The 20,479-nt window shown below is 50.5% G+C and carries 11 protein-coding genes; 7 read left to right on the top strand and 4 right to left on the bottom strand.

Annotated elements, in window-relative coordinates:
- Window positions 1–7: 7 nt before the first annotated feature.
- The 4 genes from ACDC99_RS01920 to ACDC99_RS01905 all read left to right on the top strand — a co-directional run bounded on the left by ACDC99_RS01920 (window position 8) and on the right by ACDC99_RS01905 (window position 8,779).
- A complete protein-coding gene (locus ACDC99_RS01920) occupies window positions 8–661 on the top strand; it encodes a protein kinase family protein (protein ID WP_288762730.1) in 654 nt (217 codons plus the stop codon).
- A 486-nt stretch (window positions 662–1,147) separates the two neighbouring features.
- Window positions 1,148–4,960, top strand: a complete 3,813-nt coding sequence (locus tag ACDC99_RS01915) for a family 78 glycoside hydrolase catalytic domain (protein WP_370755609.1) — start codon at window positions 1,148–1,150, stop codon at window positions 4,958–4,960.
- A 93-nt stretch (window positions 4,961–5,053) separates the two neighbouring features.
- A complete protein-coding gene (locus tag ACDC99_RS01910; RefSeq protein WP_370755607.1) occupies window positions 5,054–7,648 on the top strand; it encodes a glycoside hydrolase family 2 protein in 2,595 nt (864 codons plus the stop codon).
- 609 nt (window positions 7,649–8,257) lie between these two features.
- Window positions 8,258–8,779 (top strand): prolyl-tRNA synthetase associated domain-containing protein, encoded by a 522-nt coding sequence (locus ACDC99_RS01905; RefSeq protein WP_022317011.1) that lies wholly within the window; start codon window positions 8,258–8,260, stop codon window positions 8,777–8,779.
- A 553-nt stretch (window positions 8,780–9,332) separates the two neighbouring features.
- On the opposite strand, the gene ACDC99_RS01900 is transcribed toward ACDC99_RS01905, so the two are convergent.
- Window positions 9,333–10,619, bottom strand: coding sequence for an IS1380-like element ISBf11 family transposase (locus ACDC99_RS01900; RefSeq protein ID WP_346712761.1), 1,287 nt, complete (start codon window positions 10,617–10,619; stop codon window positions 9,333–9,335).
- A 154-nt stretch (window positions 10,620–10,773) separates the two neighbouring features.
- Between ACDC99_RS01900 and ACDC99_RS01895 the strand changes: the two genes are divergently transcribed.
- From ACDC99_RS01895 to ACDC99_RS01885, 3 genes are read left to right on the top strand one after another with little or no spacing between them, the layout of a single operon-like run.
- A complete protein-coding gene (locus ACDC99_RS01895) occupies window positions 10,774–12,228 on the top strand; it encodes a DUF4992 family lipoprotein (protein WP_370755605.1) in 1,455 nt (484 codons plus the stop codon).
- A gap of 48 nt (window positions 12,229–12,276) precedes the next feature.
- Complete coding sequence (locus ACDC99_RS01890) at window positions 12,277–15,576, top strand: SusC/RagA family TonB-linked outer membrane protein (protein WP_303221840.1); 3,300 nt, start codon at window positions 12,277–12,279, stop codon at window positions 15,574–15,576.
- A 30-nt stretch (window positions 15,577–15,606) separates the two neighbouring features.
- Complete coding sequence (locus tag ACDC99_RS01885) at window positions 15,607–17,823, top strand: RagB/SusD family nutrient uptake outer membrane protein (RefSeq protein ID WP_288745200.1); 2,217 nt, start codon at window positions 15,607–15,609, stop codon at window positions 17,821–17,823.
- Between the two features lie 133 nt (window positions 17,824–17,956).
- Here ACDC99_RS01885 and ACDC99_RS01880 read toward each other — a convergent pair whose 3' ends face one another.
- The 3 genes from ACDC99_RS01880 to ACDC99_RS01870 all read right to left on the bottom strand — a co-directional run bounded on the left by ACDC99_RS01880 (window position 17,957) and on the right by ACDC99_RS01870 (window position 20,172).
- The gene (locus ACDC99_RS01880) at window positions 17,957–18,439 is read right to left on the bottom strand and encodes a C-GCAxxG-C-C family protein (RefSeq protein ID WP_022317015.1); all 483 of its coding nucleotides are present in this window, start codon (window positions 18,437–18,439) and stop codon (window positions 17,957–17,959) included.
- A gap of 193 nt (window positions 18,440–18,632) precedes the next feature.
- Entirely contained in the window at window positions 18,633–19,457 is an 825-nt protein-coding gene (locus ACDC99_RS01875; protein WP_370755603.1) for an ADP-ribosylglycohydrolase family protein, read from the bottom strand.
- Between the two features lie 22 nt (window positions 19,458–19,479).
- The gene (locus ACDC99_RS01870) at window positions 19,480–20,172 is read right to left on the bottom strand and encodes an NUDIX hydrolase (RefSeq protein ID WP_370755602.1); all 693 of its coding nucleotides are present in this window, start codon (window positions 20,170–20,172) and stop codon (window positions 19,480–19,482) included.
- Between the last annotated feature and the right edge of the window lie 307 nt (window positions 20,173–20,479).

The following is a 20,479-nucleotide window of genomic DNA, read 5'->3' as shown; positions in this document are numbered from 1 at the left end:
CAAAGATATGTCACGACTTAATAAATTATACGAGGCAATGGAAACCCTGCGCAAAGAAGGGCTTCCTGTGGGTGAAGACTTGGAGCGTAAGGCCAGCGAACTTGAGGAAGAAATCATCAAGAAGGAGATACTTCCGGTGTTGACCAAGACCATTGAACCTGCATTGAAGCCTGTGCAGCGCGAGTTGGTGTTGGTGGTGGACTATGTGCCAGGGCAACCGCTCAGCGTACACCTCAGCCGCAAGCGTAACTTTACGGCAGAACTGCCCGACGCAAAAGAGATTGTTCTTGACCCGGAAGTGAAGCATACGGAACGTACTGCACACACCGAAGAAAAGGTTGAACGAGGGCCTGCTACAGACTTGTCCGTAACATTCCCCGACGGAACGATTATTGCCAGCAAGAAAGCGACAGACACATTTGTACAAGTGGTTAAGAAAATTGGCGTGGCGCGAGTGCGACAGGTAGTAGAAGAGAAGAACCTGAAGTTCTGTAAGGTGCCAGTTATCTCTAACCGTAGGGATGCCAAGTATGGACGCAGTCAGAAAGACCTCGGAGATGGCTGGCTTCTCATTACGCACAGCAATAACCGCATGAAGAAAGAGTTCTTGGAAAAGGTTTCAAACACTCTTAACCTTGGGTTGATTATTGAAATACAATAAAACACCATCGGCGCAACTCTCGTCATGAGGGCTGCGCCGAGTTGTTTTATGAGGGTGGTCATCCCTGGAATTTGGGTATAATGAACCAGTAGAACAGAATAAAGAGGAAGACCAACAGACCCAGCACCACACAAGTTTTGTAGCGACTGCTGTAATATGCGCCGAAATATTTTACAACTGCTTGCAGTCTTTTGTTTTTTTAGAACCCGATGCTGCAACCGCAAAAAACAGGGACAGGTTACAAAAGCCATTTCACAACGTCTTAAACCCAAAACGGTCATTATAATGTAGTATTACATGACAGCTTGCAGTATTCTGTTTTTTATAAGGCACCTTTTGCTTGTTTTTAATTGGCAATAGTCCGCTATTTCTCATAAAAGCCAAACAAAATTCACTCGCCCCCAAAAAGCAAAATCCATGCAAGCCCTAATGACCAATTGGGGTTAAACGCAATGAAACATTCACTGCTAAGAAACAACAGAAGATATGAATAAGACTATAATGACAGTGGCTTTGGCACTCTTTGTCATCGGCAGCGAAGCGACAGCAAGAGAAATGGCATCGGCAAGCAAAATGATGTCAGCAAGCCAAAAAACGACAACAAGAAAGAAGACTACGGCGAGAAAGAAAGCGACAGGGATAAAGGTAGTTGACCTGAGGACTGAACGCATGGTATCGCCTATGAGCATCGGCACGACAACGCCTCGCCTGGGATGGCGAATCACGGCAGACAAGAACGATGTGAGACAAAGAAGATACCACATCATCGTGGCTTCATCAAAAGACAACGCAATGCAAGGCATCGGCGACCTGTGGGACACCACGGCTGACAGCGACCAATCGCAATGGGTGGAATATGCCGGAAAACCAGTGCGCAGCAATACTACCTGCTACTGGCGAGTGAAAGTGGAGACGACACAAGGCGACTCTGAATGGAGCGACGTGGCGATGTGGAATGTGGGACTGATTTCTGAATCCGACTGGAGCGGACAATGGATCGGTTTCGACGCCGCCAAACCGTGGGACAAAGAGGAGCTTCACAGCAAACTGTCGTCGAGATATCTCAGACGGGAATTCTCTCTGGACAAACCCGTGAGGAAAGCTACGCTATACATCAGCGGACTGGGAATGTATGAGGCGTTTATCAACGGGAAGAAAGTGGGCGAACAGGTATTGGCTCCGGCACCGACAGACTACCGAAAGACGGTCGTTTACAACGCATTCGACGTTACCGACATGATGCAGTCAGAAAATGCCATTGCCGTGGCACTGGGCAACGGACGATACTACACCATGCAGCAGAAAAAGAAGCCTTACAAGATAACGAACTTCGGATACCCGAAGCTGCGCGCCAACATAATCATTGAATTTGCCGACGGCACGAAGAAGACCATTTCAACCGACACGAAATGGAAGCTCAACGCTGACGGCGCAATACGCTCCAACAACGAATACGACGGCGAGATTTACGACGCACGAAAGGAGTTCAAGGGATGGACAACGGCTGGCTACGACGACTCAAAATGGGAGAACGCCGAACGCACCGCTATCCCCACCGGCACGCTGCGCGGAGCTATGAGTCCAAACATGAAGGTGATGAAGCAGATGCCGGCACAGACTATCACCATGCATGGCGACACGGCGATAATAGACCTCGGACAGAATATCGCAGGATGGCTCAAGATGAGGGTAGAGAATACTGCAAGCGGCGACTCCATAAAGATACGCTTTGCCGAAACACTGACTCCCGACGGCAGACTCTACCGCGAGAACCTGCGCCATGCGCTGACGACGGACTGCTACGTGGCTGACGGCACTGAGAAAGGAAAATGGTGGAACCCGACATTCGTATACCATGGGTTCCGCTATGCTGAGATTACCGGACTGAGAAGTCCGAAGAAGGAGGATTTCATAGGTGAGGTGGTGAGCGACGAGATGGAAAAGACCGGTACGTTCACCTGTTCAGACACCATTCTCAACAAGGTTTACCACAATGCGGAATGGGGAATACTCGCCAACTACAAGGGAATGCCCGTTGACTGTCCGCAGCGCGACGAGAGACAGCCGTGGCTCGGCGACAGGACAAGGGGCTGTCTGGGAGAATCGTTTATCTTCGACAACAACCTGCTCTACAACAAATGGGACCGCGACATCACTGAAGCCCAGCGAGAAGACGGATGCATACCCGATGTGGCACCGGCATACTGGAACTACTACTCCGACAACATCACATGGCCGGCAGCACTGCCTTTCTCCATGGAGATGCAGTATGACCAGTTCGGCGACCTGTCGGCTATCAGCAGATATTATCCAGCCGCAAAAAAATGGATAACCCACATGGGCTACCAATATGAGAAAGACGGACTGATGCCTCGTGACAAATATGGTGACTGGTGTGTACCGCCAGAAGACATCAAGATGATACACAGCAAAGACACAAACCGTACCACCGACGGGACCCTCATAGCCACAGCATACTACTATAGGCTGAACAGGATGATGGAACGCTTTGCCGGCATCCTGGGCAAAAGCGACGATGCACAGGCTTTCGCCAAGAAGGCGGAAGAGGTGAAGACGGCTTTCAACAGAAAATTCCTTACTATAAAGAAAGATACCCATGAGGCTTACGGCGGACTGCTGTATCCCGACAGCACATTCTACGGCAACAACACCTGCACAGCCAACCTGCTGCCGCTCGCTTTCGGAATGACCGACGACCCGTATGTGAAGACTGAGGTGGAGAAGAACATCCTGAAAAACATCATCACCCTGAACAAGGGCAGGATACCGTGTGGCGTCATCGGAGTGCAATGGATAATGCATACGCTCAGCGACATGGGACGCACAGACGTGGCATGGCTGCTCGCCACAAACAAGGCATACCCGAGTTGGGGATACATGGCAGAAAACGGCGCGACAACGACTTGGGAGCTATGGAACGGCAACACGGCAAGTCCGAAGATGAACAGCGGAAACCATGTGATGCTGCTCGGCGACCTCGTGTCGTGGATATACCAAGACCTCGGAGGAATAAACAGCGACCCAGACAACCCGGGCTACAAGCATATCATACTGAAACCGGACTTCAGCGTTGACGAAATCGACGACATCAGCACGTCATACAAGAGCATCTACGGCAACATCCAGAGCAAATGGAAAAAGCAGAACGGAATGCTGCACTGGCAAGTGGAAATTCCTGCCAACACCACTGCGACACTACACATGCCCGACGGCACGACAAGGGAAACGGGATCGGGAAAATACTCGTTCACCGAGAAACTGCCAATGAGAGACAGCAGTATCGTGACTGACGAATTTCTCTACACCAAGGCTACATTCCCGGAATGCCATTCGGCTACCATCGCAGAGACGACAAAGGGTGACCTCGTGGCAACCTACTTCGGAGGAACAAAGGAGCGCAACCCCGACGTCTGTATATGGGTAAGCCGCAAGGTGAAAGGCAGCAAGGAATGGACAAAGCCACAGATGGTGGCAGACGGCATCATCAACGACACACTGCGCAAGGCATGCTGGAACCCGGTGGTATACCAGATTCCACAAGGCGACCTCGTGATATATTTCAAGATCGGCAGCAACGTGAGCGACTGGTCCGGATGGATGGTGAGATCGAAAGACGGCGGAAAGACGTGGTCGAAGCGTGAACCGCTGCAGAAAGACTTTCTCGGGCCGGTGAAGAACAAGCCGGTGATGAGCCGCGGCAGACTGATTGCTCCGTCGAGCATAGAGAGCAACGGATGGAGACTATACTTCGAATACTCCGACGACATGGGAAAGACATGGCAGCGCACGGACTACGTAGAAGCTGACAGTATCACCATTGAGGGAAAGAAGAAACTGAAGGACCTCGCCATACAGCCGAGCATCATCTCGCTGAAAGACGGCAGGCTGGCGGCTCTGGCACGCACACGCAGCGAACATATAGGCATAACATACAGCGAGGACAACGGCAAGACATGGTCGAAGCTCAAACTCATCGACACGCCAAACAACAACAGCGGACTTGATGCCGTGACGCTTTCCGACGGCAACCACGTGCTCATCTGCAACGACAAGCCTATTCCCAACGGAATAAAGAATGGCAAGGGACTGCGCACTCCGCTCTCGCTGATGACAAGCAGCGACGGCGAAAGCTGGCATCATTGGATGACGCTCGAAGACTCGCCAATCAGCCAGTATTCATATCCCTCGATAATCCAGACCTCCGACGGACATATCCACTGCATCTACACATGGCGCAGACAGAGGATAAAACATGTGGAGGTGAGGACTGACAAGTAAACGAATAGAAAAGTTGAAAAGTAAACAGGTCAAATAACTTGACTCGTTGAAAAACAAACAAGTTGAAAATTTGACAACAAACTTCAATGCCCAATGAAACATCTACTATCCATACTCCTCATGCTGCTGACAATGAATGCAGCCAGCATGAACGCCACACCGACAGAAGGCAAGACCTCCGTAGCGGGATTCTTTCCGCTCAACGGCAGCGGACGCATAGTGTATAACTTCAACCAAGGCTGGCGCTTCCATCTGGGCGACGCCAAGGGAGCGGAGGCAACCGCATTCAACGACTCCAAATGGGAAGTGGTATGCGCCCCACACACCGTCCGGCTCGAACCATCTGAGGCGAGCGGCGGCAGAAACTATCAGGGCGTAGCATGGTATCGCAAACGCTTCCGGATGCCGAAAGACATGCAGGGAAAGGATGCTACACTGTATTTCGAAGCCATAATGGGCAAACAGGAAATCTACGTGAACGGCAAACTCGCCACATCCCACCTCGGCGGCTATATGCCCATAATCATAAATCTGACACAATGCGGAGTGAAGGCCGGCGACGAGTGCATCATCGCCGTGAAAGCCGACAACAGCGACGACAAGAATTATCCGCCGGGCAAGAAACAGGCGGCCCTGGACTTCTGCTACCACGGCGGAATGTACCGCGACGTTTGGCTCATCGGCAAATCGCCGATTGCCATTACCGATGCCAATGAGCAGAACAGCGTTGCCGGAGGCGGAGCATTTCTCCACTTCGACAACATCTCGGAAAAGAAGGCCGACGTGTTTGTAAACGTGGAGGTGGGCAATAAGTCGACTGCCACTGCGTCACCTACCGTAATAGTAAGGATAAAGGACAAGGGAGGCAAGGTGGTGGCCACCATGAAACAGAAAATCTCTGTTGCTCCAAAATCTGCAACCACGGCAACGCCACACACCACACTCCGGACGCCTCATCTCTGGAGCCCTGAGTCGCCATATCTGTATGATGTGGAGATAAGCGTGGTGAACGGCGGAAAGACAGTAGACGGCGGCATCCTGCACATGGGAATACGCAATGCGGAATTCTGCGGCAAAGATGGTTTCTGGCTCAACGGCAAACCTTATCATCAGCTCATCGGCGGCAACCGCCACCAGGATTTCGCCTACGTGGGAAATGCGGTGCCTAACAGTCAGCAATGGCGTGACGCCAAGAGACTCAAGGATGCAGGAATGACGATAATCCGCGCTGCCCACTATCCTCAAGACCCGGCATTCATGGATGCCTGCGACGAGCTGGGACTCTTCATCATCGTACCTACTCCGGGATGGCAATATTGGAACAAAGACCCTAAGTTCGGCGAACTGGTGCATGAGAACACCCGACAGATAATCCGTCGCGACAGAAACCACACGAGCGTGCTGATGTGGGAACCGATTCTCAACGAGACACGTTATCCTGAGGATTTCGCACTGAAAGCCCTCGACATAACACACGAGGAATTCCCCTACCCTGGTCGTCCTGTAGCCGCCGCCGACATGAATTCGGCTGGAGTGAAAGACAACTACGACGTGCTCTACGGATGGACTGACGACATAGGCAAGGAGGGCACACCGGAAAACAAATGCATCTTCACCCGTGAGTTCGGAGAGATGGTGGACGACTGGTATGCACACAACTGTCTGAACCGTGCTGCCCGCTCATGGGGCGAGAAGCCAATGCTCACCGCCGCCCTCTCTCTGTCTGACACCTACGGCGAGATGTTCCACGGCCAGCGCCAGTTCATCGGCGGATGCCAGTGGCACCCCTTCGACCATCAGCGCGGCTACCACCCCGACCCATACTTCGGCGGTATCTACGACGCCTTCCGCCAGAAGAAATATGCCTTCGAGATGTTCCGCTCACAAGACCGCACACAGGAGCCTATGGTGTTCGTGGCGAACGAGATGACACAGTTCTCCGACGAAGACGTGGTGGTGTTCTCCAACTGCGACAGCGTGAGACTGACACAATTTGAGGGCGACAAGGTGCTCACACTGCCCGTAGTACATGATGCCGGCGACAAGCCTTGCGCACCAGTGGTATTCAAGGGATTCTGGAATTTCTGGAAGGCACGCGAATATAGCTACAAGCAGCGCAACTGGCAGCGGGTGAGTCTGCTTGCCGAAGGAATAAAAGACGGCAAGGTGGTATGTTCTGAAAAGAAGATGCCGTCGCGCCGCAGCACCAAAATCCGTCTCTATGCCGACGAGATGGGCAGAAAGCTGACAGCTGACGGCAGCGACTTCATCGTGGTGGTGGCAGAGATTACCGACGACAACGGCAACGTGAAGCGTCTGGCAAAAGACAATATCATGTTCAGCATCGAGGGCGAAGGACGCATCATCGGTGATGAGACGATTTTCGCCAACCCTCGTGCCGTGGAATGGGGAAGCGCCCCTATTCTCGTTCAGGCTACCGACAAACCGGGCAGCATCACCATCCATGCCCGCAGCGCCTTCTCTGGTGTGTACGCTCCTGCAGAAGCCACGTTGACGATAGAGAGTGTGGCTGCCGAAATGCCGAAATGCTTCACCGATGAACCGTCTGCCAAGACCGTCCGCACGACATCTGCCTCAGCGGCAGCCTCTCAACAGATGACCGACGAGGAGCGCCAGCGCACTCTCGAAGAGGTGAACCGTCAGCAGATGGACTTCGGAATACAATAATCACCAAACGGTATTAATGCAAGTTCTAATTACCGGTTTTGGATAATTGCATAGTCTGTACAATACACATCACGCCGCAACACCGACTGTCTCAACGATTCAGAGACTATTGGTGTTGCGACGTGACCGTTTTCCCATCACTATCAATACACTTGAATCAAGACCGAATCAATCATTATAGCGTGTCTGGAGTTTATTCTGCAAGAGTGGATTATGTCAGGTTTCCAAACCCAAACCAGTTATTAGGACTTGCATGGATATGGGCATTTCAGAAAAGTGGATTCGGGTTGGCTTTTAACCCAAAACGGTCATTAGGGCTTGCTTGTATTTTGGATTTTTAGAAGTGTGGATTTTGTTTGTCTTTTAATGAGTAATAGCGAGCTATTGCGAATTAAAAACAGGCAAAAGGCACCTTATAAAAAGCAAAAGACTGCAAGCAGTTGTAAAAAACTACCATTGAACGGCCTAATGGCCGATTTGGGTTTAATGAGCAATAGCGGGCTATTGCGAATCAAAAATTTGCAGGCTACACAAATAAATAGTATATTTGCACATTGACACCAGCTTGATGCATTCCGGTGAATAAACGGGACAAAAAACTTTAGAATCATGACACGCGAAGAAACAGTATTGAACTATCTCAGAGAACATGACATACCATTCACCAACTACAACCACCCCGAAGGAAAGACCATCGAAGAGGCTAAACAATGGTGGAAGGATGACGGCAGCGTGCACTGCAAGAATCTCTTCTTCCGCAACCACAAGGGAAACAGGCATTATCTCGTGTGTTTCGACAGCGACCACGACCTCGCCATACACGATCTGGAACATCTGCTGAAGGAATCGCTCGTGAGCCGCGGACTGCCTTCATGCGGAAAACTCTCGTTCGCCTCTCCTGAACGGATGATGAAGTATCTGGGACTGGAACCAGGCAGCGTGTCGCCTTTCGGACTGATAAACGACACGGAAAACCACGTGCATCTGTTTCTTGACGAGAATCTGCAGAAGGCAGACTCCCTGTCGTTCCACCCTAACGACTGCCGCGGAACGGTGGTGATAAAGCGAGAGGATTTCGAGCGGTATCTCAGCATCGTGGGCAACACGTATGAATACATAAGACTATATTGACAAACAATCGGAATTTAGCATTTGTAGATTGCAAAATCATAGTTTTTTTACACAAAGCGACATGTCGAGTGTAAAAAAACCACTTACCCATATATTTATTTTACTTTTATTTCTTTCGTAAAGAAACATTTACTAACTTTGCATTACAAACCTTACTTAAGGTTAAATATTGCTAACAGCAAAAAAGGATGAGGAGGGGAACATACATACCCTCCCCCACAATAAAAAACATATCTATCAAACAAAAAAAAACAAATTGTAAGCTAATCAAGGACTTGCAAGTATTATACTGACATTTTTCAGCAGACGATGTGAACATACATGTCTTCTGGCCAGTTTGTCTACTTGTCCTTCATCTACTCGACTACCAAAAACAACTTAACCTCAAATCCGCAACTACGCGCCTAATATGATACAGAAGCGAAAATAATCTGCATCGTTAGTAAAAAGGGGGCACAGTGCATCGAATGTCACCATAAAGACATATAAATGCCCCTTACCCCACCATACGACTTGAGGCAATACGCAAAATCACGACCATAAGTTGCCGGTGTTATCCAAAGTCATTCTGGAACACATCAGCATAAGCGTTGTTGCATGAATAGATATTCAGCACATACTGCCTTGATGTCCTGACCCATTTTGCTGGCACAGAGATGAACTTGAAGACAAACGCCTTGATGCGGCTTGTTGCTTTGAGTCCGAACCTCTTCACGTCAAGCCTCGCCATGATGAATTTATAGAAGTTGCGTATGAGTGCCGTAAGCAGAAGAAACACCGTGTTTTCTCCCATGAAGGATTTTGGAAGCCTGTTCCAGCCGAATCCGTTATTCATGTCATCGAAGATGCGTTCCTTCCCTCCACGGAGGTTATAGAATTCGACAATCTCTTTCTCGGAAGACTCGTAGTCATTTGTAAGGATGCAGCGGTAGGTGTATTCTCCTTCCCACAGGTCGAGTTCGCCGTCTATCCGCTTCTGTCTTTGAATCACAAGACGGTATGCCTTCCCTTTCCATTTCTCGATGAGAATGGAGGCCAGCTCAAACTCAATACCGCCCAATTTCACTTTCTTCCAACCTCTGAGGGCAAAGATGTCATTGTAGAGCGAACTGCATCGGTTGGCACGGATATAGAAGGTCTTGCAGTGTTTAGCAATCTCTTCCACTATCTCTTCAGAACACGAGCCGCAATCAGCTCTGAAACGGTTGATAATAAGCTTGTTCTGTTCAAACCTTTCAAAGAACCTCTTCAGCGTGTCCTTCTGGTGGAAACGGACATTTGTGTTGCCGTCGCTGTTCTCAATGCCGACAATCAAGTCGCCAATAACTGCCACGCCAGGGCGATAACCAAGGAACTTCTTGTATGTAGGCTTCGCATCATACTTCTCAGCCTCTATGAACTGGTGGTCGAAGTCAACGTCATACCCCTCGCCCTCTTTCAGCTGCCCTGTGGACAATAGGCAATTGAGGAGCAGTGTATTCAGCTTGTCTGCCGTGTTGAAGTCGTAGGTCTTGCCAGTGTCGGATGTGTAGGAAATGTTATCCTGGGTCAGTTCCTTTATGGCTCTGAGAATCGTGTCGGCACTGCATGTGCGAAGTGTCGGATGAAGCGAGAGGTGATACATCAGATGAGTGGTGACATCCTCGATGCATGAGCCGCCACAGAAATAAACGCTCATAAGCGAACGGATGATTTCGCTGTATTGATAACCATACAGCCTGCATCTCATACCGAGGGTTGAGTCGATTACAGATGAGAGCTTGGAATCAAATTGCTCCATTATTGGAAAAATACCTCCAAAAGGAGAGAGTTTCTCAGATTTTATTGCTACCTTTGCCATGTCTGTCGGGTTTGATACATATTTTGATTTGCAACACTAAGATAGGTGAAAAATCTGACATGGCAAAATCCTGAGCAACTTTTTGTTGCTCAGGTACTTATAAATAAAGTTAAATCAAAGTGTTGCGGAATTAAGGCTTAAAAACAAATACCTTATGACAACGAAACAATTATCACTACACTGCAAGAGCATCGGAATGATGTGTCTGGCAGGAGGAGCGCTCACCATGGCGTCTTGTGCACAAGACGACCTCACGGGAGAGCAATTCGGCAGTGGAGTTAGGAATTCGCAGCTCGTGGCACCATCGGCCGACCAGATCAGCGTGACGCCGAGCACCGACGGAAGTCAACAGATCATTGCGTGGCCCGTGGTGGAGGGAGCCGGCGGCTATCATGCCGTGCTGACAAACGTGGACAACGGAGAGGTGGTGAAAGATACACTCATCGACGGAATCACATTTGCGGCACAGCGCATCGAAGACACCAACTACACGTTAGCCCTCTCGGTGCTCGACAACGAGAAACTGAACAACAAAGGTTCTGAAGCCGTGACAAAGGCTTTCAGCACATTCACCGCCACCTATCAGGTGATTCCTGACGGTACCGACCTCGCCACTTATTTCGAAGAGAATGCAGTGCCCGACGAAGGACTCACCACCATGCTCTGCTACGACCTTCAGCCAGGAGGAGAATACACGATGTCGAAGAGCGTAGACTTCGGAAACAAACAGGTGACGCTGCGCACTACAAGCATCTCTAACCATGCCAAGCTGAAGCTAACGGCAGACAACGTGTCGATAAAGACCGGCACCATCTTTGCCCTGAAGAACCTCGACATCGACGCATCGCAGTCGTTCGACCCGCTGATAAGCCTCTCTACTCCCGACGAGAGCATCAAGGGCACTGGCGACTACTACATAGTGCGCGGAGCACTGACCATCAACGGATGCAACATCACGGGAGTGAACAACAATCTCATTTACGACGGCAACAAGAAATACTGCTATGAGAGCGTGGTGATAAACAACACCATGGCTCATCTCACACTGAGCAGCCAGACAAACGTCAGCGGAAACGCCGTGATATACTTCAAGGGCGGATTCGCCAACACGCTGCAAGTGAGCAACTCCACGATATGGAACACTGGAGACAGCGACAGCAAATACTTCGTGCAATACAACAACAGCGGACGCGCCACACGTGCCGGATACAACAACAGCAACGTGAACTTCCTGAACTGCACTTTCTACAATATCGCAAAGACTGGACAGTGGGCTAACTATGGAGGATTCAACGGACAGAAGTGTTCTTACTTCGACGTGGAGCGCAACATCTTCGTTGACTGCGGAAACAAGCAGGTTATCCGACGCATTCTGGGTGGACGCTCGGCATCGTCATACGACGTGGTGAAGACTCTATTCAACACCTATATGTTTGACGGAGAATTCGAAAGCACCGGTGGTATCGTTGAGAACTACGATGTGACTGGCAACTGTCTCGAAACCGACCCTGGTTTCAAGGATGCCAAGAACGGCGACTTCACCATCAGCGGTTCGGCACAGCTGGAAAACAAGACCGGTGACCCTCGCTGGATAAAGACAGCTGAATAACAAGAGACTGGCAACAATCGAAAACAAATGAAACACAAGACAAGAATCATGAAAAGGAAAACGATAATCAGCTTATGCTTCGGATGCTTGGCATTGGTTTCCACACCTATCCATGCACAGCAGCAGAACCAGACAATAAAGGGCACCGTGGTTGACCAAAACGGCGACCCCATCATCGGCGCTACAGTGCGCCTGGTGGGCAGCAAGGGAGCAAACACTGGTGTCATCACCGACATCGACGGTAACTACAGCATCACGGCGCCGAAAGGCAGCAAAGTGAACATCTCATACATCGGATATCTATCACAGACGGTAGTGGCCGGCGGAAAAGCACAGCTCAAGGAAGACGCCCAGAATCTGGAAGAGGTAGTGGTAGTGGGCTATGGCACACAGAAGAAGGCCCACCTCACCGGTTCTGTCGGCACGGTGCCGATAGACGACATCAAGGACCTTTCTGGAGCAAGCCTCGCATCATCCCTCTCCGGACTCATCAACGGAGTGAGCGTGAGCGGCGGCGACAGACAGGTGGGACAATCGTCGAGCATCACCATCCGCGACGGAGGAGTATTGCGTGACTTCACAGGAAACGCTGCCGGTCCGCTCTACGTCATCGACGGCTACGTATATCCTAACGATATAAAGAATCTGGGCGAGGAGGCGTTCAATAACCTCGACCCTTCTGAAGTGGAGAACATCTCGGTATTGAAAGACGCATCGGCTGCCGTATATGGAGCTCGCGCCGCAAACGGTGTGATTCTCGTCACTACGAAAAAGGGAAAGATGGGAGCACCGAAGATTTCATACAACGGCACATTCGGTATCGCCGACGCAATGTCAACACCGAAGATGCTCAACGCATACAACTACGGCCGCCTGTATGACATCATGACCGACAACGACCCGAGAAGCACATCGCTGAACCGCACCACGTCATTGTTCCAGCAGGATGAGCTGGAGGCTATGAAGGGACTGAACTACGACCTGCTCGACAAATACTGGGATACGGCAGTGACTCAGCAGCACAGCGTGAACGTGAGCGGAGCCACCGACAAGGTGAACTACTTCGCCGGAATTTCTTACTTCACACAGGACGGTAACCTGGGCAAACTCGACTACGACCGCTGGAACTACCGTGCGGGTGTCGACGTGAAGATAAGCCGCAACCTGAAGGCCAACCTCAACGTGAGCGGAAACTTCAGCGAACTGAACAAGCCTAACAACTCTATCGGTAACGGAGGACTGGAGAACGACTACCGCAACCTGCTCTACCGTCCGCGCTACATTCCGGAACAGGTGAACGGCATGCCGATTCTCGGCTACGGTGTGAGCAACGCCCAGACTAACGATTCTCAGACATATTCTTATGGTCTGATGCAGAACAACGGCGACTACGCTGAGACGAAGACAAACAACATGACCGTGAATGCCGGACTGGAATATGACTTTGAATGGAGCAAGGTGCTCAAGGGTCTGAAGCTGAGGCTGACATACTCTAAGAGCATCAACAATGACAAAGGCAACCAGTATGGTTCCAAGTTCACATTATATAAGATGGTGAACCGCACCGGTAGCGGACAACATCTCTATACGCCAATCGCCGGCGAGGAATACGACACATACCTCTCACAGGACAATTTCGAGCCAACGACACTCGACAACGGCAACTATATCTCTCGTTCGATGTCGCGCATGGACAACTACCAGATAAACTTCACGGCAAGCTACGGACGCAAGTTCGGTCTCCACGACGTAAATGCCCTCTTCTCAATAGAGAAGTCGGAGTCTGAATACGAGGATCTGGGCGGTCATGCCACGGAACCTTATTCATTCACCAACTTCCAGTCTAACGGTGCTTCGGGCACTAAGACTCCAAGCTGGTCGAGAAGCGAGTCGGCAAGTCTCTCATATATCGGACGCTTGAACTACGCCTATGCCGACAAGTACCTCTTCGAGTTCCTCATCCGTTCTGACGCTTCCACAAAGTTCGCCCCCAAGAATTACTGGGGTGTGTTCCCGTCAGCAAGTATCGGATGGGTGATGTCACAGGAGAAGTGGTTCAACAATGCCCTGCCATGGGTTGACTTCCTGAAACTCAGAGGATCATTCGGTCTGACAGGCCGCGACAACACCACAGCATGGCTCTGGATGCAGCACTACGGCATCTGGAACAAGACAAGCGACAATGCCGTGTTTGGAGAAGGAACGACAAACAGCGGACAGTCGATACGTATGGACAACGGTAATGCCGACGTGAACTACGACGTGCATTGGGACAAGTCGTACAAGGCAAACTTCGGTATCGACTTCAACGTGCTCTCACAGCGTCTCGCCGTGACTCTCGAGGCATACAAGGTGTGGAACCGTGAGATGTTCATGAACCTGTCACAGTCGGTACCGGCAACGGTGGGCTGTCTGTCGGCTTCTACCAACCTTGGCAAGATCGACAACTGGGGCTATGAGGCAAGCATCACATGGAGAGACAAGATAGGCAAAGACTTCAAATACCGCATCGGTGTGAACTTCGGCTATAGCGACAACAAGGTCATCAACAGCGACTTCGCCACAGACTACGTGTACAGGACAGTGCAGAAGGGCGACCGCTTCGATATCGGAACATGGGGAATGGAATGCCTCGGAATGTTCCGCAGCTATCAGGAGATTCAGGAGTATGTGAAGAAATACAACATCACCAACTATATGGGAATGGCTCCAGACCAGATCAAGCCGGGTATGCTTATTTATAAGGATGTGCGCGGAGCTGGCGGTACAGGAACGCCCGACGGTATCGTCAACGCCAACGACGATCAGGTGCGCATCTCCCACCGTGCCAGCAACCCATACGGATTCACCACCAACCTTCATGCCGAGTGGAAGGGACTCTCTGTAACGGCTCAGCTCAGCGCCAGCTGGGGTTCGCGTTCTGTGATTCCTACATCTGCCCTCAAGGCTTCTTACGGCATTGAAGCACAGAACATGCCTTCGTTCTGGAATCCTGACGATGTGTTCGTATACAACGACATAACAGACGGAGCAGGCAATGTGGTGGTATCACAGAACCGCGACGGTTCGCTACCAAACCCATCATACACCATCAACAGCCAGGCATCAAGCTTCTGGACTGTCAGCGGCACAAGGGTTTCGCTTAACCGTCTCACCGTGGCTTACAAGATTCCTAAGATGGCATGGTTCAAGACAATCGGCCTGGAGAGCGCCAGGGTGAACATCACAGGACAGAACCTGCTGAGTTTCTACAACCCCTACCCTGACAACTTCATCGACCCTCAGTGCAGCTACGGCAGCTATCCTAAGCTCCGCAAATGGACTATCGGTGTGAACCTGACTTTCTAACGTATAACTCATAATCAAGGAATAACAACAATGAACAAGAATATAATAAAAGTTTGCAGCATCGCGTTTGCAGCATCTTTTCTCGCCTCATGTAGCGACAGTTTCCTCGAGGAGAAGAAAGACAACAACAACGTGAACAAGGAGGTCTACAACGACTTCACCGGAGCACAGCTGCGCGTCAACTCCATCTATGGCGAATGCCTTCCAAACCCAAGTTCGGTATCGGGATGGAACAACAACTGCACGGGTCTCGCTTCCGACATACAGGCAAAAGCTACAGAGGAATACTGCGGAATGAGCGGTTCGAGCGAACAGAGCTTCGTGAATCCTCTCTATGAGCTTGATGCCCTTACCGGCAACGTGGTGCCTGATTATTTCACCAATGAGCAGAAGCATCTCTCCAACGTTTGGGGACGCATCCGCAACATCAACGACGTGATTGCCGGACTGGAAGGCTGCACACTGAGCGAGAGCCAGAAGAACCAGTTGCTCGGACAGGCTTACTTCTTCCGTGCATGGTGTTACTACCAGCTTGTGAAATGGTATGGCGGTGTGCCTATCATAAAGGAAGTGCAGGAAACTTCTCCAAGTTCGTTCACACCTCGTTCATCGGCAAAAGACTGCTTCTCTTTCATCATCAGCGATCTCGACACCTCTGCCAAACTGCTCACCGATGCCACCACACATGGCGGATGGAGCGGAGAAAACTGGGGCAGAGTGACTTCCGGCACGGCGCTTGCCTTGAAAGGACGCGTAATGGTGTTGTGGGCAAGTCCGATGTTCAACCGCGCCAACGACCAGCAGCGCTGGAAGGATGCCTACGAGGCTATAAAGGAGAGTCTGCCAGTGCTCAACGCCTGTGGATACGACCTCTACACCGGTACTAACGATGTCAACGCTTCTGCCTTCGCCACGATATTCGGACAGACGAAGAACTGCGAAGATGTATTCGTTACGCTCTTCAACACCGAAGACCCTATGCAGAGCGGCGAGGCTGGCGACAAGGGAAAGAACAACTACTGGGAGAACAATATCCGTCCGGCAAACACCAACAACCGCACCGGCGGTATGGAACCGTCGGCAATGATCGTCGACATGTTCCCTATGGCTGACGGCAAGCTGCCTTCTTCGGCATCTACATACAACAAGCTGGAGAAGTCTTCATTTGAATACGACCGCAACTATCCGTTCATGAACCGTGACCCTCGCTTCTACCGCACCTTCGCCTTCCCTGGTGTGCGTTGGGCTTACAACGGCGATGCCAGTCAGGGCGGAGTGAACAACAACCCTCAGGACGGTGCCAACTATGCTCTTTGGAACTATGTATGGTATACCAACCAGGATGATGCGGGCAACGTGGAGAGCGGTGAGGCTTATGGTGCCGACAACCTGCTGAAAAACAAAAAGGGTCTCTACGTCAGAAAGCGCACAAGCGACTACGACCTCGGTTCGTCGCTCTATGTATACAACAGTGGATACTCTCGTGGCGCATTTGCCAGAAGCGCTTCGCCATTCATCGAGATCCGCTACGCCGAAGTTCTCCTCAACTATGCTGAGGCTGCATGCGGCGCCGGTCACATGGATGTGGCTGTAGAACAGTTGCAGAAAATTCGTTCGAGAGTGGGCTACACGGCAGAAAACAACTACGGTCTGCCTGCCAATCTTGCTTCCGACCAGGCTACTTGTATGAGTGCCGTACTGCTGGAGCGCCAGATAGAATTGGCATACGAGGGCAAGCGTTTCGACGATATGCGCCGCTGGATGCTCTACGATGGTGGAGCGACAAAGGTAGCAGGTGCGCCCGACACTTGGACTCTCACCGGATGGGGCGGCAACACCTGTCAGTGGCTCGGATTCACACCGCTCAACGGACAGCGTCGCGAGCGCATGGAGTTCCGTGTGGCCGACAAATATGGTGTTGGCGGCACTACCTACGAGAGCGACCCTCTCATCAAGGCTGGTGTCAGCCGCTGTCAGCCGATAGACCTTCGTCAGCCGCTCGCCACACAGCAGGAGCAGCTCAAGACATGGTATCAGGAGAACCTCGTGAGAAAGGACAACAAGGGTGACGGCCGTGACTCTTACCATCAGGATCTCACCATCAGCTATCGCGCAAAATACTACTTCCTCGGCTTCTCGCTCGGAGCAATGAACCGCAACGATGCTCGTCTGAAGCAGACAATCGGATGGAGCGACAATCGCGGCGGTACCGGTACTTTCGACCCGCTGGCTGAAACAAGCAAATAACAGGAGTCTGAACTCGACAAATAAAAATGGCACGCCATCATTCGGCGTGCCATTTTTATTTGAATCCCAACCAGTCATTAGCTGAAACAGATTGGCCGTCTAACCCAAGCAAGTTCTGATGAGCGATTAGGGTTTAAGCCTCTTGCCCTTTCTTCTCCAGATAGTCGGCGAATATTCTTGCGGCACTTTCCACCTTTGCCGCACAAGGACGCTTCTTGTAGTATTCTGCCGTGCGCTCCGAAGCCACATAGCTGTTTGCAGCCTTCTCGTAGCCTTTCAGTCCGAGGATTTCGGCACAGATTATAGAACCGTTCTGCTGCTTTGATTCTTCGAGCAGCTGCTGCACAATCTTGTAGCAATGTGATTTTCCCTCGTTGTCAGCGCCCTCGGTCTGTCCTTCTTCCAGACCAATGAGCATCACCAGTCCCGACACTGCACCACACATCATGCGCATCTTGCCTACTCCGCCACCGAATCCTGCAGCGATTTTCAGAGCCAGTTTCTCGTCGAGTCCATAGATGTCTGCAAAAGCAGCCACCACACTCTGACAGCAGCCATAGCCCTGCATAAAATAGTCAACGGCACGATTTACGCGTGCTTCCAATTCTTCTTTCATGTTTATTGTTTTGTTTAAAGTTTTGTTTTTCTTATAAAAAGTCTGCAAATGTAACGTCTTATTTCGGAAAAGACTATACGTCTGTTATAAAAAACCGGTTACTCCCCAACAGTCTGATGCCCGATTTGTGGTATACAAATATCTGCCAGCTTTTCTATTACATTGTCTAACTGCTCCCGATAAATCAGTCCTTCTACATATTCTTCCGGGATGGCACTGTAACCAAATATCGCTCCCAGTCTTTCAGCACTTTGAGCATGTCGTCTGGCAGATAGCCCAAAGCTTTTCTCCGCATCTCTTCGGGAATCGGCCATATTGCCTCTGCTATACTTCCCACTATGGCACCGAGGGTATCGGCATCCGCCCCAAGAGAAACGGCAGTGCGGATGGCATCCTCAAAGTTGACGCTCTTGCTTATGATGCATAATGCCACTGGAACGGTTCCCTGACAAGTCTCGTCAAACCTGTTCAATACAGACTCTCGACGTATATTGATATCGTAGCCTGAGAATTCCACGCATGGAGCTATCACCTTCTCCATCATCTCGCCATGAAGAACAGGTTCTCCTTGATGACACCTGCGCAGCTTCAATGCCAGATGTATGGCAAGGGCTACGGTCTGTGCGCCCTTGATACCCTCCGGATGGTTGTGTGTGCAGGCTGCCGACTGTTCTGCATTGGCAAGCACACTCTCTTCGTCGTCGAAAGCCCACCCTATGGCACTCACTCTCATCGCCGCTCCATTGCCATAAGACCCATAGGGCTGTGGCTCGTCGCTTCTCACCCACGCATTGAAACGGCCTCCATAGCTACCCATAGGGCTTGGATAGCGCCTGCACCATTCATGGAGCGCCGCTCCGTAGCTCTTCTGATGCATTATGGCATCTGCCACGGCGATAGTGCAGATGGTATCGTCGGTAAAGTCGTTCTTGTCGGAAAACAACTCGAAATTATAATCATTGGTGGAGAAAAACTCCCAACGGCTACCGACAATGTCGCCGATTATCGCTCCTAACATAGTATATTAATCGTTGTGTATTTTAAAATTCCAGCCGGAATCCTTTCTGCTTCAATTCTTTGTATTTGTCCTCATTGAAACTGAAGAGGAAAGCCTTGCGCTTTGGCGTAGGCCACACCGTCTCGTCGAGTTGTGTGAGGATGTCGAGATGCAGCATCTTCTTGGCAAAGTTGCGGCGGTCGAAATGCACGCCGAGGATTGCTTCGTATAGCAGCTGCAGTTCCTTGAGCGTGAATTTTTCGGGCAGCAGGTCAAAGCCTATGGGCTGGAAGTGGATTCGCTCGCGCAATTTGCTCATCGCCATGCGCAGGATGCTCTCGTGGTCGAATGCCAACTGTGGGATTTCATCCATTGAGAACCACTGTGCCTTGGCAGCATCATCGCCTCCCTTCACCTCTTCCGTCTTCACCAGGGCAAGAAAGGCGATGGAGATGACGCGCTTTCGTGGGTCGCGGTTGGGCGAACTGAAGCAGTGGAACTGTTCCAGATAGGTGGCTGTCAGGTTTGTCTCTTCCTTCAGTTCTCTCATAGCTCCCTCTTCGGCGCTCTCGTCCATCTTCAGAAAACCGCCAGGGAACGCCCATTTCCCCTTGAATGGGTCGATGCCGCGCTGTATGAGCAGGATTTTGAGTTTCATTCCGTCGAAGCCGAAAATCACGCAGTCTGTAGCGACTGCCGGATGTGGATATTTGTAGCTATACATTTTCTCTTCCATTTTCTCGATTGTTTTATGTTCCTCTTACATCCTTGTGTAAGTTTTACGCCGCAAAGATAATCACTTTTAGTATAAGCTCCAAATGTTATAGTAAAAATCGAGCAAAAGACGCCTTATAAAAAACAAAATAATGACCGACTTGGGATAATTACAACTTTTCCACAATAATCATCAACCATCTGGTCACAATCACGCAAACTACTGAAATACAAATACTTCCACCTTTTCACACCCACAAAAACCATCGGGTAACTGTCTGGATGGTTGGCTAAATTTCAGAGAAAAGTATAATTTATTAAACTTTTAT

Origin of the sequence: Prevotella pectinovora (genome assembly GCF_041323955.1) — a bacterium.
GTDB classification, from domain to species: Bacteria; Bacteroidota; Bacteroidia; order Bacteroidales; family Bacteroidaceae; genus Prevotella; species Prevotella pectinovora.
Note: the sequence above shows the minus strand (reverse complement) of the source record. Positions and strands in the feature narration are given on the sequence as shown.

Bases quoted from the DNA above. Each gene is read 5' to 3' on its own strand.
- ACDC99_RS01900 (WP_346712761.1), bottom strand. From the start codon at position 10,619: ATGGCAAAGGTAGCAATAAAATCTGAGAAACTCTCTCCTTTTGGAGGT.
- ACDC99_RS01910 (WP_370755607.1), top strand. From the start codon at position 5,054: ATGAAACATCTACTATCCATACTCCTCATGCTGCTGACAATGAATGCA.
- ACDC99_RS01895 (WP_370755605.1), top strand. From the start codon at position 10,774: ATGACAACGAAACAATTATCACTACACTGCAAGAGCATCGGAATGATG.
- ACDC99_RS01875 (WP_370755603.1), bottom strand. From the start codon at position 19,457: ATGTTAGGAGCGATAATCGGCGACATTGTCGGTAGCCGTTGGGAGTTT.
- ACDC99_RS01885 (WP_288745200.1), top strand. From the start codon at position 15,607: ATGAACAAGAATATAATAAAAGTTTGCAGCATCGCGTTTGCAGCATCT.
- ACDC99_RS01920 (WP_288762730.1), top strand. From the start codon at position 8: ATGTCACGACTTAATAAATTATACGAGGCAATGGAAACCCTGCGCAAA.
- ACDC99_RS01870 (WP_370755602.1), bottom strand. From the start codon at position 20,172: ATGGAAGAGAAAATGTATAGCTACAAATATCCACATCCGGCAGTCGCT.
- ACDC99_RS01915 (WP_370755609.1), top strand. From the start codon at position 1,148: ATGAATAAGACTATAATGACAGTGGCTTTGGCACTCTTTGTCATCGGC.
- ACDC99_RS01890 (WP_303221840.1), top strand. From the start codon at position 12,277: ATGAAAAGGAAAACGATAATCAGCTTATGCTTCGGATGCTTGGCATTG.
- ACDC99_RS01880 (WP_022317015.1), bottom strand. From the start codon at position 18,439: ATGAAAGAAGAATTGGAAGCACGCGTAAATCGTGCCGTTGACTATTTT.
- ACDC99_RS01905 (WP_022317011.1), top strand. From the start codon at position 8,258: ATGACACGCGAAGAAACAGTATTGAACTATCTCAGAGAACATGACATA.